Origin of the sequence: Pseudomonas sp. NPDC086581 (assembly GCF_044746165.1) — a bacterium.
Taxonomy (GTDB): Bacteria; Pseudomonadota; Gammaproteobacteria; order Pseudomonadales; family Pseudomonadaceae; genus Pseudomonas.
Genome location: NZ_JBIVBR010000003.1, coordinates 397,277 through 410,831, shown reverse-complemented (window position 1 = coordinate 410,831; position 13,555 = coordinate 397,277). Strand labels below are relative to the sequence as shown.

General features: G+C 66.4%; 12 protein-coding genes. 9 read left to right on the top strand and 3 right to left on the bottom strand.

The window, feature by feature from the left end; translation table 11 throughout:
- Positions 1-34: 34 nt before the first annotated feature.
- Entirely contained in the window at positions 35-319 is a 285-nt protein-coding gene (locus tag ACIPK7_RS09440) for a hypothetical protein (RefSeq protein ID WP_192436241.1), read from the top strand.
- 670 nt (positions 320-989) lie between these two features.
- Here the strand turns inward: ACIPK7_RS09440 and ACIPK7_RS09435 are convergent.
- The 3 genes from ACIPK7_RS09435 to ACIPK7_RS09425 form a co-directional block, all read right to left on the bottom strand.
- Complete coding sequence (locus ACIPK7_RS09435; protein ID WP_192436240.1) at positions 990-1,379, bottom strand: hypothetical protein; 390 nt, start codon at positions 1,377-1,379, stop codon at positions 990-992.
- Positions 1,380-1,497: 118 nt separating this feature from the next.
- A complete protein-coding gene (locus tag ACIPK7_RS09430; RefSeq protein WP_401087317.1) occupies positions 1,498-3,120 on the bottom strand; it encodes a methyl-accepting chemotaxis protein in 1,623 nt (540 codons plus the stop codon).
- 156 nt (positions 3,121-3,276) lie between these two features.
- Positions 3,277-3,714, bottom strand: a complete 438-nt coding sequence (locus tag ACIPK7_RS09425; protein ID WP_192436238.1) for a YqaA family protein — start codon at positions 3,712-3,714, stop codon at positions 3,277-3,279.
- Positions 3,715-3,918: 204 nt separating this feature from the next.
- On the opposite strand from ACIPK7_RS09425, the gene ACIPK7_RS09420 reads away from it, so the two are divergent.
- The 8 genes from ACIPK7_RS09420 to prfB all read left to right on the top strand — a co-directional run bounded on the left by ACIPK7_RS09420 (position 3,919) and on the right by prfB (position 13,481).
- Positions 3,919-5,538: a methyl-accepting chemotaxis protein gene (locus ACIPK7_RS09420; protein WP_401087315.1), complete on the top strand. Its 1,620-nt coding sequence runs from the start codon at positions 3,919-3,921 to the stop codon at positions 5,536-5,538.
- Positions 5,513-6,025, top strand: coding sequence for a chemotaxis protein CheW (locus ACIPK7_RS09415; protein ID WP_401087313.1), 513 nt, complete (start codon positions 5,513-5,515; stop codon positions 6,023-6,025). Before ACIPK7_RS09420 ends, ACIPK7_RS09415 begins: the two co-directional genes overlap by 26 nt.
- Positions 6,022-7,257, top strand: coding sequence for a CheR family methyltransferase (locus tag ACIPK7_RS09410; protein ID WP_401087311.1), 1,236 nt, complete (start codon positions 6,022-6,024; stop codon positions 7,255-7,257). The genes ACIPK7_RS09415 and ACIPK7_RS09410 overlap by 4 nt, the downstream gene beginning before the upstream one ends.
- Positions 7,250-7,936, top strand: a complete 687-nt coding sequence (locus ACIPK7_RS09405; protein ID WP_401087309.1) for a chemotaxis protein CheW — start codon at positions 7,250-7,252, stop codon at positions 7,934-7,936. The genes ACIPK7_RS09410 and ACIPK7_RS09405 overlap by 8 nt, the downstream gene beginning before the upstream one ends.
- Complete coding sequence (locus ACIPK7_RS09400) at positions 7,933-10,212, top strand: hybrid sensor histidine kinase/response regulator (RefSeq protein WP_401087307.1); 2,280 nt, start codon at positions 7,933-7,935, stop codon at positions 10,210-10,212. Before ACIPK7_RS09405 ends, ACIPK7_RS09400 begins: the two co-directional genes overlap by 4 nt.
- On the top strand, positions 10,209-11,216 hold the full coding sequence (locus ACIPK7_RS09395) for a chemotaxis response regulator protein-glutamate methylesterase (protein ID WP_401087305.1): 1,008 nt from the start codon (positions 10,209-10,211) through the stop codon (positions 11,214-11,216). Before ACIPK7_RS09400 ends, ACIPK7_RS09395 begins: the two co-directional genes overlap by 4 nt.
- Before the next feature lie 38 nt (positions 11,217-11,254).
- Positions 11,255-12,265: a diguanylate cyclase domain-containing protein gene (locus tag ACIPK7_RS09390; protein WP_401087401.1), complete on the top strand. Its 1,011-nt coding sequence runs from the start codon at positions 11,255-11,257 to the stop codon at positions 12,263-12,265.
- A 120-nt stretch (positions 12,266-12,385) separates the two neighbouring features.
- Positions 12,386-13,481 (top strand): peptide chain release factor 2 gene (gene prfB / locus ACIPK7_RS09385; protein WP_138212621.1). Its coding sequence is split into 2 segments (ribosomal slippage): positions 12,386-12,457 and positions 12,459-13,481, totalling 1,095 coding nucleotides; the frame shifts between segments, so codons are not numbered across the junction.
- Positions 13,482-13,555: the final 74 nt, after the last annotated feature.

Genomic DNA, 13,555 nt, shown 5'->3' with positions numbered 1-13,555 from the left:
GCATGGCGCCGGAGCCTTTGGAGAGTCGTCGAGCATGAAACAGGAAATCGCCACCGTGACCGTCAGCGCCGAGCACTGGGGACGCGAGGCCGAAGCGGTGGACAACGCCCGCGTGACGGTGACCCTCAGCGCGCCGGAAGAGGGCGTGATCGAGGTGAGCTTCAAGGGCCAGTTGGACGCGCCGGACGAGCCGACCCACGTCTGTGTGACGCTGGAGAACGGGCTTTCCTATTACGGGGAGATCCAGGGTGGCGAGGCCAACGAGGAGGGCGGGTCGATTCGCTTCGAGGGGGAGTTGATCGATCTGGAGGGGTTCTGACCCTTTCATCCGCCGGTGGTCGCGGGTCCTGCCCGCGGGTCGCGAGCATGGCGCACTCCTACAGGCCGGCGCCGATATCACCTGTAGGAACGTGCCATGCCGGTGATCCGTCGGCAGGGCCGACGCTTCTTTTGCTCGGATGTTGCAGGGCGCTGCCTTGGCTTGGCGGGGGCTGCGCCGCTTCGGCGTGCGCTGGGACTTCATGTTTCGCCTCTCGGCGAGTCCCTTTTGTCAAACGTCGGAGAGCCGCCCTCACAAAAGGAACCAAAAAGTCTTGCCCCGGACATCCGGTTTTTCGCTTAGGCGAAAAATTCCCTCGTTGAAGCGAAGTTTCAGGGGCACGCTGCGAAGGGCCATCCCTGGCCCATCGCAGCTCTCGCGACATCCATGTCGCTCAACCCCTGAAACTCCACTTCCACTCGGCCTCCTGAACGGGGCGGTTCGGAGTGCGCCGGTGTTTCTCTGGAAGTCGTAGAAAAACAGAGCCAAGGCTGGATCGGAGAAGCGGGCTCTTCGTAGGAGCGAGCTTGCTCGCGAACCGCATGGCACCCACGTTCACCTGTAGGAGCGGGCCCATGGGACGCTCCCACGGATTGCTTCGACGCGCGATCCAATCGCCCAATAAAAAACCGGCCACGTAGGCCGGTTTTTTATTGCCTGTGGATAACCCTCACTGCTGCGGGATCATCCCCTCGATGCGCTTGGCGAAGGCGTTCGCCAGTGGGCCGTCGGCGAGCAGCAGCAGGTAGTCGTGCTCGGACTTGGCCGCCGGCGCGATCTGGTATTTCAGGGTGCCCGAGGCCACCTGGCCGACCACCGGCACGGTCAAGGTGCCGACGCATTCCAGCACGCCGCTGTCCGGGTCCTTGTCGATGATGGCTACGTCCTTCAGTTCGGCCTTGCTCAGCGCGTCGGACTGGGCGGAAAGTGCGCCGGAGAGAAAGATCTTCACCAGCTGGTTCTTCACGTCGTCCGAACCGCAGACCTTGGCCTCGTTGCCTCCGCAGGCGCTCAACAGCGCGGCGGTGGCCAGCACGGCCGACAATTTCAATACGTTCATCTATCCACCCTGTGGCGTTCCATGATGGCCATTGGATAGGAAAATGCCGGAAAAATTCCCCGTCCAACCTTCCCGTTTCGCCGAGCAGTTGGCGAAACGGGAGTAGGGCAGGTCGCCGTCAGACCACGAAGCGCGCCACCATCCCGTTGAGGTCCACGGCCAGGCGCGACAGCTCCTGGCTCGCCGCGCTGGTCTGGGTGGCGCCGGCCGAGGTCTGGGTCGCCAGGTCACGGATGGTCAGCAGGTTGCGGTCCACTTCGCGGGCGACCTGGGCCTGTTCCTCGGTGGCGCTGGCGATCACCAGGTTGCGCTCGTTGATCAGTGACATGCGCTCCAGGATCACCTGCAGCGAAGCGCCGGCCTCGCCGGTGCGGCTGACCGTGCGTTCGGCGTGGGCGGTGCTGCTGAGCAGGGCGGTGACGGTGCGGTCGCTGCCGTTCTGGATGGCCGAGACCAGCTCTTCGATCTCGCGGGTCGAGCTCTGGGTGCGCTGGGCCAGCGAGCGGACTTCGTCGGCGACTACAGCGAAGCCGCGCCCGGCCTCGCCGGCGCGGGCGGCTTCGATGGCGGCGTTGAGCGCCAGCAGGTTGGTCTGCTCGGCCACGCTGCGGATCACCTCCAGCACCTTGCCGATGTCCTGCGCCTGGTTGGCCAGGACTTCCGCCTGCTGCGAGGCCTGGCCCACTTCGCCGGCCAGGGTGCCGATGGCGTTGGAGGTTTCGTCGACCCGCTCGCTGCCGCTGCGTGCGGCGTCGATGGCCTCGCGCGAAGCGGTGGAGGTGGAAGCGGCGTTGCTGGCGACTTCCTCCACGGCACTGGTCATCTGGTTGACGGCGGTGGCGGCCATTTCGATCTGGTCACTCTGCTGCTGCAGCGCGCGGCTGCTTTCTTCCATCACGCTGTGCATCTCTTCGGCCGCCGAGGCCAACTGGCTGGCCGAGTTGCCGATGCCGCGGATGGTCTCACGCAGGCTGCTCTGCATGTTCGCCAGGGCGTTGAGCAGTTGCGCCGGCTCGTCGCGGCCCTCGACCGTGAAGCGCTGGCTGAGGTCGCCGCTGGCGATGGTCTGCGCTACGCGTACTGCCTGGCCCAGCGGCACGACGATGCTGCGGGTGAGCTGCCAGGCCAGCAACAGGGTCAACACGACGCTCAGCACCAGGATGCCGGACACCACCACGCGGCCGCTCTGGAACTGCTCGACGGCGCGGTCGGCGGCGGCAGCGGCGCCATTGCGGTTGAGGTCGATCAGCGCAGTGAGGCGCTTGTTCAGCTCCGCGCCTTGCTGGGCAATGCTGCCATTGAGGATGTGCAGTGCGCCCTCGTCGTCGTTCTGCCGAACCTTCTCCACCAGATGATCGACCAAGCCCAGATAGCCATCCAGCGTCTGACGCAGTTCATCGGTCGAGCGCTGCTCTTCGGCGCTGAGGATCAGCCGACGGTAGTCGGCGAGCACCTTGTCCTTGTCCTGCCGAGCTTCGGCGATCAGGCCCAGGCTGCGTTCGCGGGCGGCGCTGTCATGGTTGACCAGCAGGCGCATGGATTCCAGGCGGATGCGGGCGATGTCGCCCGACAGCTGATTCATGTGGTTGATGCTCAGCAGCCAGTTGCTATCGATCTCCTCGGAAGCGGCGCGCAGGGTCGAGAGCTTGTACAGCGAGAACAGCCCGAGAAACACCAGGAGCAGGCCCATGACGGCGAAACCCAGGGACGCGCGGCGGCCAATACTCATGCTTCTGAACATCGTGAAATTCCCTTTTCTTCATCCAATGTGTGGAGCCTTTGGGCCCTGCCATGCACGGTGATGGCGCTGTGATATTACTTGGCGCCAATTTTTCGCAGCAGTGGCAAAACAGGACTAGCAGACGAAAAACCTGTCTGTTTTTGAGATGGGGCTCATTCAGGCGAGCGTGAGCCAGGCCAGCACAGCGTAACGCCCGACCTTGGCGACGGTGACCAGCAGAAGGAAGCGCCAAAGCGGCTCGCGCATGACGCCGGCGATCAGTGTCAGCGGGTCGCCAATCACCGGCGCCCAACTCAGCAGCAGCGACCAGCTGCCAAGGCGCCGGTAATGGCGCTGGGCCTTCTCCAACGCCGCATCGCTCACGGGGAACCAGCACTTGCCGCGCCAGCGCTCCAGTCCGCGGCCCAGCAGCCAGTTCGCCAAAGAGCCGAGCACGTTACCCAAGCTGGCCGCCAGCAGCAGTGACCACAGCGCGTACTGCCCGCCCAGCAGCAGCCCGACCAGCACGGCTTCCGATTGCAGCGGCAGCAGGGTGGCGGCGCCAAAGGCGGAGAGGAAGAGACCGGCGTGGGCGGCGAGAGAGAGGCTCAACATCGGGTATGTGCGAAACGGCGAGTAGGGGCGGTCAGAATGAGAGGAACCGTCGTACTAAAAATTTGGAATAAAGAGAGGAGCTTCAGGCGTCTACAGATACTATATGTCCTATCTTGCTGACGATTTAGTAGGAATTTACATTCGCGCGATTGTCCGCCCGAATCCATCATCCGTCGGCACGCCACACATCTTCTGGGGAACGCTGTGAAGAATTGGACTCTACGCCAACGCATCCTGGCCAGCTTTGCCGTCGTCGTCGCGATCATGCTGCTGATGGTGGTGATTTCCTACACGCGCCTGCTGCGGGTGGAGCACAGCACCCAGCGGGTGAGTCAGGACGCCATGCCCGGCACCTACGCGCTGACCACTGTGCGTTCGGCATGGACCGACAGCATCCTGATGACCCAGGTGCTGGTCGGCCTGAGTGATGGCAAGCCTCTGGACGATGCCCGTCGCCAGGAATTCCGCGCCAACCATGACGCACTGGTTGAGCGCATTGCACGTTACGAGCTCACCGTCAATGACCCCCGCGATAAGGAAATGCTCGCTCACTTCAAGCAGCAGGCGAGCGAGTACGACACCTTGCTGGCGCAGGTGCTGCAGCTCTACGGCACTGACCGTGAAGGCGCGCGGCGCCTGCTGCTGGAACGCCTGGAGCCGTTGTGGGAAGACGGCCGCAAGACGCTCAACCAGCTGATCTCACTGAACAAGGAAATCGCCGATGCCGCAGCGTCCGACATCGTCGACGAGGTGGCTACTGCCAAGGCGATCATGCTCATTTCTCTGTTACTGGCCATCGTCGCCGCAGCGGTTTGCGGGCTGCTGCTGATGCGCGCCATCACCGAGCCGGTGCGCCAGGTCGTGAAAGGCCTACAGGTCATGGGTAGCGGCGACTTCACCACGCGCCTGGCGATGGAGCGCAACGACGAATTCGCGGTGATCGAGACCGGCTTCAACGGCATGGCCGAAGAGCTCAAGGGCCTGGTATCGCAGGCGCAGCGCTCGGCCATCCAGGTTACTACCTCGGTGACCGAGATTGCCGCCACCTCCAAGCAGCAGCAGGCCACGGCAACCGAAACCGCCGCCACCACCACCGAGATCGGCGCCACCTCGCGGGAAATCGCCGCCACCTCCCGCGACCTGGTGCGCACCATGACCGAGGTGTCCTCGGCCGCCGAGCAGACCTCCACCCTGGCCGGCTCCGGCCAACTGGGCCTGGCGCGCATGGAAGAAACCATGCATCACGTGATGGGAGCGGCCGAGCTGGTCAACGCAAAGTTGGCGATCCTCAACGAGCGCGCCGGCAACATCAACCAGGTGGTGACCACCATCGTCAAGGTAGCCGACCAGACCAACCTGCTCTCGCTCAACGCCGCCATCGAGGCGGAGAAGGCCGGCGAGTACGGCCGCGGTTTCGCCGTGGTCGCCACCGAAGTGCGCCGCCTGGCCGACCAGACCGCCGTGGCCACCTACGACATCGAGCAGATGGTACGCGAGATCCAGTCCGCCGTGTCCGCCGGCGTGATGGGCATGGACAAGTTCTCCGAGGAGGTGCGTCGCGGCATCTCGGAAGTCGGCCAGGTCGGCGAGCAGCTCTCGCAGATCATCCAGCAGGTGCAGGCGCTGGCGCCGCGTGTGCAGATGGTCAACGAAGGCATGCAGGCCCAGGCCACCGGCGCCGAGCAGATCAACCAGGCGCTGGTGCAGCTCGGCGAGGCCACCGGCCAGACCGTGGAATCCCTGCGCCAGGCGAGCTTCGCCATCGACGAGCTGAACCTCGTGGCCAACGGACTGCGCAATGGCGTCTCCCGCTTCAAGGTCTGACGCCGCTGCGGCGGGCAGGCTGTACCTGCAGTTCCGCCTGGGCGCGGATCGCTATGCGCTGGACGTCCACGACGTCATCGAGGTGCTGCCGGTGCCTGCGCTCAAGCGCGTGCCGCAAGCGCCAGCCTGGGTGGCAGGGCTGATCCCGCACCGTGGTGAACTGCTGCCGGTGCTGGACATGAACCAACTGGCCTTTGGGCACAGCGCGCCGCGTCGCACCAGCACGCGCCTGGTGCTGGTGCGTTACCGCGCCGCAGGCGAGGGCCCGGAGCAGCGGCTTGGGTTGATTCTCGAACAGGCGACCCACACCCTGCGCCGTGATCCTGCAGCCTTCCGTGACTACGAACTCGACAACGGCAGCGCCCGCTACCTCGGCCCTGTGCTGGAAGACGAGCAGGGCCTGCTGCAGCGCGTGGGCGTCGACCAGTTGCTCAGCGATGAAGCCCGCGCGCGCCTTCTGCAGGACGCGGGAGGAGCGCCGGCATGACCGATCCGCGTTTCGCCCAATTGCTCAAGGAGCGTATCGGCCTGGATGCCGAGTCGGTCGGCGACGCCGTGATCGAGCGCGCCGTGCGCCAGCGCTGCAACAAGGTCAGCGGTGGCAACGCCGAGCATTACTGGATGCAACTGCAAGGCTCCGCCGAGGAAATGCAGGCGCTGATCGAGGCGGTGATAGTCCCCGAAACCTGGTTCTTCCGTTACCCCGAATCTTTCGGCGCGCTGGCGGAGCTCGCATCCCGGCGCGTACTGGAGCTGGCCGGCGCCCGGCCGCTGCGCATCCTCAGCCTGCCTTGCTCCACCGGCGAGGAACCGTACTCCATCGTCATGGCGCTGCTGGATGCGGGGCTCGCGCCGGCCGCCTTCCAGGTCGACGCGCTGGACGTCAGTCGTGCGGTGCTGGAGCGGGCGGAGGAGGGGCGCTACGGGCGCAACTCGTTCCGTGGCGCTAGCCTGGCATTCCGTGACCGTTATTTCAGCGCCGACGGCAATGACTACCAACTGGCCGAGGCGGTGCGGAAAAAGGTTCGTTTGCGCGTCGGTAACCTGCTCGCGCCGGGCCTGCTGGCCAGCGAAGCGCCCTATGACTACGTGTTCTGCCGCAACCTGCTGATCTATTTCGACCGCCCGACCCAGGAGCAGGTGGTGGACGTGCTGCGCCGGCTGGCGCGGCCCGACGGCGTGCTGTTCATCGGGCCGGCCGAGGCAAGCCTGATGTCGCGCATCGGCCTGCGTCCGCTGGGCGTGCCGCAATCCTTCGCCTTCCCCTTGCAGAATGCCGAGCCGGCGCCTCGTGCGGCGCCGCTGAACTGGACGGCTCCGCCGCCGATTCCACGCCCAGCTCCGCCCAAGCCCGCGCCGGTTCGCCCGCGCCCACTGAGCCAGCCGGAGCAGCTGCCCGCCGCCCCTGCCGGCAACGCGCTGGCGGAGATCGCCCGGCTCGCCAACTCCGGACAGGCCGCCGAAGCGCGCCAACGCTGCGAGACGCTGCTGGCGGAGCAGGGCCCGGACGCTGAAGTCTTCTACTGGCTCGGCCTGCTGGCTGATGCACAGGGGCAAGGCAGCGAGGCCCAGGCTTACTACCGCAAGGCCCTGTACCTGCAACCCGATCACCAGGAAAGCCTGCAACACCTGGCTGCGCTGCTCGCGGCCCAGGGCGACGCAGCCGGCGCCCGCCGTTTGCAGGAGCGCGCTGCGCGAGGAGTGAAGCGCAATGGTTGAACCTGGCTACTCGTCATTTGACGGTGACCTGCCGGCAGTGGACGACTGCTGGAACCGCATCGGCGTGCGCGGCGACCGCAGCTGCCCGAAGCTGGCTGAGTACGTCCATTGCCGCAACTGCCCGGTGCACGCCGCTGCGGCCATCAGCCTGCTGGACCGCTACGCGCTGGGCAGCGAAGGCACGCACCTGGCGCCCGTCGAAGTCGCCGAAGCGGCTGCCGAGGATGGCCGCCCGCACCTGATCTTCCGCCTTGGCGATGAATGGCTGGGCCTGCCCACCCGTGCCCTGGCCGAGGTCGCTCCGGCCTGCATGGTGCATTCCCTGCCACACCAGCGCTCGCCCGCGCTGCTGGGCGTGGCCAACGTGCGCGGCACGCTGGTGGCCTGCATTTCCCTCGGCGAACTGCTCGGCCTCGACAGCCGCGCGGCCGCCCGCGACGACGCTCGCATCGTGCCGCGCATGCTGATCCTGGCGGCGGTTGGCGGGCCGATCATCTCTCCGGTGGACGAGGTCGAAGGCATTCATGAGCTGGACGAGAAGGCCATCGTCGAAGCCTCGTCCCAGAGCCACGCCGCCAACGATCGCTTCACCCGTGGAGTGATGCAGTGGCGCACCCGCAGCATCCGCCTGCTCGACCAGCAAGCCCTGCTCGACGCCGCCACCCGGAGCCTCGCATGACCCCGGACCAGATGAAGGACGCGTCGATGCTGGAGCTGTTCCGCCTGGAGGCGGAGGCTCAGACGCAGGTGCTGGTTCACGGGCTGATGGCGCTGGAGCGCAACCCGACCCAGGCCGACCAGCTCGAAGCCTGCATGCGTGCCGCACATTCGCTCAAGGGCGCCGCGCGCATCGTCGGCCTCGATGCCGGCGTGCAGGTTGCGCACGTCATGGAGGATTGCCTGGCCGGCGCTCAGGAAGGCCGGCTGCTGCTGACTTCCGGGCATATCGACGCGCTGCTGGCCGGCACCGATATCCTCCTGCATATCGCGGACGCCCAGCCCGAGCGCGCCGAGCAGGCCCAGCAGGGCGTGCCGGCCATGGTCGAGCGCTTGCAGGCACTGGTTTCCGGGCAGGCCCCGGCGCAGCCGGCAGCATCTGTTCCAGTGCGCGCCGAGCCCGCTCCGGCAGCTATCGAACCGCCCGCGCCGGCTCCCGCGGCTCCCGCCGAGCGCCCCCAGCGCCGCCGCTCCAGCGACAGCGATGAGGCTGGCGAGCGCGTGCTGCGGGTGACCGCCGAGCGCCTCAACCAGTTGCTCGACTACTCCAGCAAATCGCTGGTGGAGTCCCAGCGCCTGAAGCCGCTGCTCGATTCGCTGCAGCGCCTCAAACGCATCCAGGCCAGCGCCAGCCGTGTGCTCGATGGCGCCCGCGATGCTGCCAGTACGGCGAATCTGGATGCCGAGGCGCAGGCCTATCTGGCTGACGCGCGGCGGCTGGTCGGTGAGTGCCAGCAACTGCTCAGCGAGCAGATCGCCGAGCTGGACGAATTCAGTTTCAAGGCCGGGCAGCGCGCCCAGTCGCTCTACGACACTGCGCTGTCCTGCCGCATGCGGCCATTCTCCGACGTGCTCTCCGGGCAGGCGCGGATGGTCCGCGACCTCGGCCGCTCGCTTGGCAAGACCGTGCGCCTGGAGATTCAGGGTGCCACCACCCAGGTCGACCGCGACGTGCTGGAGAAGCTCGAAGCGCCGCTCACCCACCTGCTGCGCAACGCCGTCGACCACGGTATCGAGTCCGCTGAAGTGCGCGCCCGCAATGGCAAGCCGGAGGAGGGCACGATCCAGCTGCTGGCCCGCCATCACGCCGGCATGCTGGTGCTGGAACTGCAGGATGACGGCGGCGGCGTCGATCTCGACCGCCTGCGCTCGGCCATCGTGCGCCGCCAGCTGTCCACCGAGGAAACCGTGGCGCGCCTCACCGAGGAAGAGCTGCTGAGCTTCCTGTTCCTGCCCGGCTTCAGCATGCGCGAGCAGGTCACCGAGGTGTCCGGCCGCGGTGTCGGCCTGGACGCTGTGCAGCACATGGTGCGCCAGCTGCGTGGTGGCATTCGCATGGAACAGGTGAGCGGGCAGGGTGCGCATTTCCACCTGGAAGTGCCGCTGACGCTGTCCGTGGTGCGCAGCCTGGTCGTCAGCATCGGTGGCGAGGCCTACGCCTTCCCGCTGGCGCACATCGAGCGCATGCGCCGCCTGGCGCCGGACGAGATCGTCCAGCTCGAAGGCCGTCAGCAGTTCTGGCACGAGGGCCGACATGTCGGCCTGGTGTCCGCCAGCCAGCTGTTGCAGCGCCCCAACGGCGAAGCCACGCCGCACGAGATTCCCGTCGTGGTGATCCGCGAACGGGACAGTGCCTACGGCGTGGCGGTGGAGAAATTCATCGGCGAGCGCACCCTGGTAGTGGTGCCGCTGGATGCCCGGCTGGGCAAGGTGCAGGACGTTTCCGCCGGCGCGCTGCTGGACGACGGCACGCCGGTGCTGATCCTCGACGTCGAGGACATGTTGCGCTCGGTGGAGAAACTCCTGGCCACTGGCCGTCTGGAGCGCATCGATCCCACCGGTCGCCTCACCGGCCCGGCGCGCAAGCGCGTGCTGGTGGTGGATGACTCGCTCACCGTGCGCGAGCTGGAGCGCAAGCTGCTGCTGGGGCGCGGCTATGATGTCGCCGTGGCGGTGGATGGCATGGACGGCTGGAACGCGCTGCGCTCGGAGCATTTCGACCTGGTCATCACCGACATCGACATGCCGCGCATGGACGGTATCGAGCTGGTGAACCTGATCCGCCGCGACACCCGCCTGCAGTCGCTGCCGGTGATGGTGGTGTCCTACAAGGACCGCGAAGAAGACCGGCGGCGCGGGCTCGATGCTGGCGCCGACTATTATCTGGCCAAGGCCAGCTTCCATGACGAGGCCCTGCTGGATGCGGTGGTCGACTTGATCGGAGGAGCCCACGGGTGAAGATAGGGATAGTCAACGATATGCCACTGGCGGTCGAGGCGATGCGCCGCGCGCTGGCTTACGAGCCGGCGCACCGCATAGTCTGGGTCGCAGCCAACGGCGCGGAAGCGCTGGAGATGTGCGCGGCGCACAAGCCCGACGTGATCCTCATGGATCTGCTGATGCCGGTGATGGATGGTGTCGAGGCTACCCGCCGGATCATGGCCCAGAGCCCCTGTGCGATCATCGTCGTGACGGTGGACCTGGAGCGCAACATGAGCCGCGTGTTCGACGCCATGGGCAATGGCGCGGTGGACGCGGTGAACACCCCGGTCATGGGCACCGGCGACGCCGCCGAAGCGGCCCGCCCGCTGTTGCGCAAGCTGCAGAACCTGGCGTGGCTCAATGCCCCGCGTGACAGCCGCCCGGCCATCAGCGCAGTGCCAGCGCGCAAGAGCAGTGGCGCGCGCAAGCTGATCGCCATCGGCTCCTCGGCCGGCGGTCCGGCGGCGTTGGCCGATCTGTTCGCCCGCCTGCCAACGGACTTCCCCGCCGCCATCGTGGTCGTCCAGCACGTGGACGAAGTCTTCGCCGCCGGCATGGCCGAATGGCTCTCGACCCAGTCGAAGATTCCCGTGCGCCTGGCGCGCAACGGCGAGCCGCCGCAGCCGGGCTGCGTGCTGCTGGCCGGTACCAACCACCATATCCGCCTGCTCAAGGGCGGCGAGCTGGCCTACACCGCTGAGCCCTGCAGCCACATTTACCGGCCGTCCATCGACGTGTTCTTCGACAGCGTGGCCGAGCACTGGAGCGGCGATGCCGTCGGCGTACTGCTCACCGGCATGGGCCGGGACGGCGCCGAAGGCCTGAAACAAATGCGCGAGCGCGGTTTCCTGACCCTGGCCCAGGATCAGGAGAGCAGCGCTGTGTACGGTATGCCCAAGGCCGCCGCGGCGATAGGCGCTGCAGTAGAGATCCGTCCCCTGGGCGATATCGCCCGCAGACTCACTGAGGTCTGCGCCTGAGCGCGGGCTACGGAGCTGATTGCATGAACTCCACATCCATGAACTCAAGCCAGAGTGACTACCCCGTGACGACCCCAGGCGATACCGCAGTCATGGTGCTGCTGGTGGACGACCAGCCAATGATCGGCGAAGCCGTGCGCCGCGCGCTGACGGATGCCCCTGGCATCGACTTCCACTTCTGCTCCGATCCCCACCAGGCCATCGCCCTGGCGATTCAGATCAAGCCCACGGTGATCCTTCAGGACCTGGTGATGCCCGGCGCCGACGGTCTCTCGCTGGTGCGTGAGTACCGCGCCAACCCGGCTACCCGCGACCTCCCGATCATCGTACTGTCGACCAAGGAGGACCCGGCGGTGAAGAGCGCGGCGTTCAGCGCAGGCGCCAACGATTATCTGGTCAAGCTGCCCGATGCCATCGAGCTGATTGCGCGAGTGCGCTACCACTCGCGCTCCTACCTCGCACTGCAGCAGCGCGACGAGGCCTACCGCGCTTTGCGCGAGAGCCAGCAGCAACTGCTGGAAACCAACCTGGTGCTGCAGCGGCTGATGAACTCTGACGGCCTCACCGGGCTGTCCAACCGCCGGCACTTCGACGAGTACCTGGAAATGGAGTGGCGCCGCTGCCTGCGCGAGCAGACCCAGCTGTCGATCCTGCTGATCGACGTGGACCACTTCAAGGCCTACAACGACACCTTCGGCCACGTGCAGGGCGACGAGGCGCTGCGCCAGGTCGCCGGGGCGATCCGCGCCAGCGCCAGCCGCCCCTCGGACCTGCCGGCGCGCTATGGCGGCGAGGAGTTCGTCATGGTCCTGCCCAACACCTCGCCCGGCGGCGCGCGCCTGTTGGCGGAGAAGCTGCGGCGCCTGGTGCAGGACCTGAACATTCGTCACGAGCTGCCGACACCGGCTTCGTCGCTGACCATCAGCATCGGCGTGGCGACCCTGATCCCCCAGGCCGGGCAGACTTGCCGTCAGCTCATCGAACTGGCCGACCAGGCGCTCTACAACGCCAAGCATGGTGGGCGCAACCAGGTGGCCATCGCCGGCTAAGCCAACGGGGAAGGGCGCCGGGCGGGCGGTGGCGATCTGTCGTAAACCTTTTTAGGGGCGACACAGTTCACGTATACTTGCCGGCTTTTCTACGCCCTTTACCCGTGAGAGATGCCCGCCATGGAAATCCAACCGATCCTCAACAGCATCAAGGACCTCTCCGACCGTACCCATTCGATTCGGGGGTATCTTTGACTACGATCTGAAACATGATCGTCTGATCGAAGTAAACCGCGAACTGGAAGACCCGGCGGTCTGGAACAAGCCCGAGTACGCCCAGAACCTGGGCCGCGAGCGCGCCATGCTGGCGCAGATCGTCGAGACCCTCGACGAGCTCACCGGCGGTCTGGCCGACTCCCGCGACCTGCTCGACATGGCAGTCGAGGAAAACGACGAAGGCGCCGTTGGCGACGTCGAAGCCGAAGTCCAGCGCCTGCGCGAAATCCTCGAGAAGCTCGAGTTCCGCCGCATGTTCAGCGGCGAGATGGACCCCAACAACGCCTACCTGGACATCCAGGCCGGCTCCGGCGGCACCGAGGCCCAGGACTGGGCCAACATGCTGCTGCGCATGTACCTGCGCTGGGCGGACAAGAACGGCTTCAGCGCCGAGATCGTCGAGCTGTCCGAGGGCGAAGTCGCCGGCATCAAGGGCGCCACCGTGCACATCAAGGGCGAATACGCCTTCGGCTGGCTGCGCACCGAGATCGGCGTGCACCGCCTGGTGCGCAAGAGCCCGTTCGACTCCGGCAACCGTCGGCACACCTCGTTCACCGCGGTATTCGTGTCGCCGGAAATCGACGACAACATCGAGATCGAGATCAACCCGGCCGACCTGCGCATCGACACCTACCGCTCCTCCGGCGCGGGCGGTCAGCACGTGAACACCACCGACTCCGCGGTGCGTATCACCCACGTGCCGACCAACACCGTGGTGGCGTGCCAGAACGAACGCTCCCAGCACGCCAACAAGGACACCGCCATGAAGATGCTGCGGGCCCGGTTGTACGAGCAGGAGATGCAGAAGCGCACCGCCGCCTCGCAGGCGCTGGAAGACACCAAGTCCGATATCGGCTGGGGTCACCAGATCCGTTCCTACGTGCTCGACCAGTCGCGCATCAAGGACCTGCGTACCGGCGTGGAACGCAGCGATTGCGACAAGGTGCTCGACGGCGACCTCAACGAATACCTGGAAGCCAGCCTGAAACAAGGCCTGTAACAGCATCCCTGCGGACGGGCCGCGTGGCCCGCTCCCGCCAGTAACCCCTATTGATCAAGACGCCAGGCAGATAG

Bases quoted from the DNA above. Each gene is read 5' to 3' on its own strand.
- ACIPK7_RS09440 (WP_192436241.1), top strand. From the start codon at position 35: ATGAAACAGGAAATCGCCACCGTGACCGTCAGCGCCGAGCACTGGGGA.
- ACIPK7_RS09435 (WP_192436240.1), bottom strand. From the start codon at position 1,379: ATGAACGTATTGAAATTGTCGGCCGTGCTGGCCACCGCCGCGCTGTTG.
- ACIPK7_RS09430 (WP_401087317.1), bottom strand. From the start codon at position 3,120: ATGTTCAGAAGCATGAGTATTGGCCGCCGCGCGTCCCTGGGTTTCGCC.
- ACIPK7_RS09425 (WP_192436238.1), bottom strand. From the start codon at position 3,714: ATGTTGAGCCTCTCTCTCGCCGCCCACGCCGGTCTCTTCCTCTCCGCC.
- ACIPK7_RS09415 (WP_401087313.1), top strand. From the start codon at position 5,513: ATGGCGTCTCCCGCTTCAAGGTCTGACGCCGCTGCGGCGGGCAGGCTG.
- ACIPK7_RS09410 (WP_401087311.1), top strand. From the start codon at position 6,022: ATGACCGATCCGCGTTTCGCCCAATTGCTCAAGGAGCGTATCGGCCTG.
- ACIPK7_RS09405 (WP_401087309.1), top strand. From the start codon at position 7,250: ATGGTTGAACCTGGCTACTCGTCATTTGACGGTGACCTGCCGGCAGTG.
- ACIPK7_RS09400 (WP_401087307.1), top strand. From the start codon at position 7,933: ATGACCCCGGACCAGATGAAGGACGCGTCGATGCTGGAGCTGTTCCGC.
- ACIPK7_RS09390 (WP_401087401.1), top strand. From the start codon at position 11,255: ATGAACTCAAGCCAGAGTGACTACCCCGTGACGACCCCAGGCGATACC.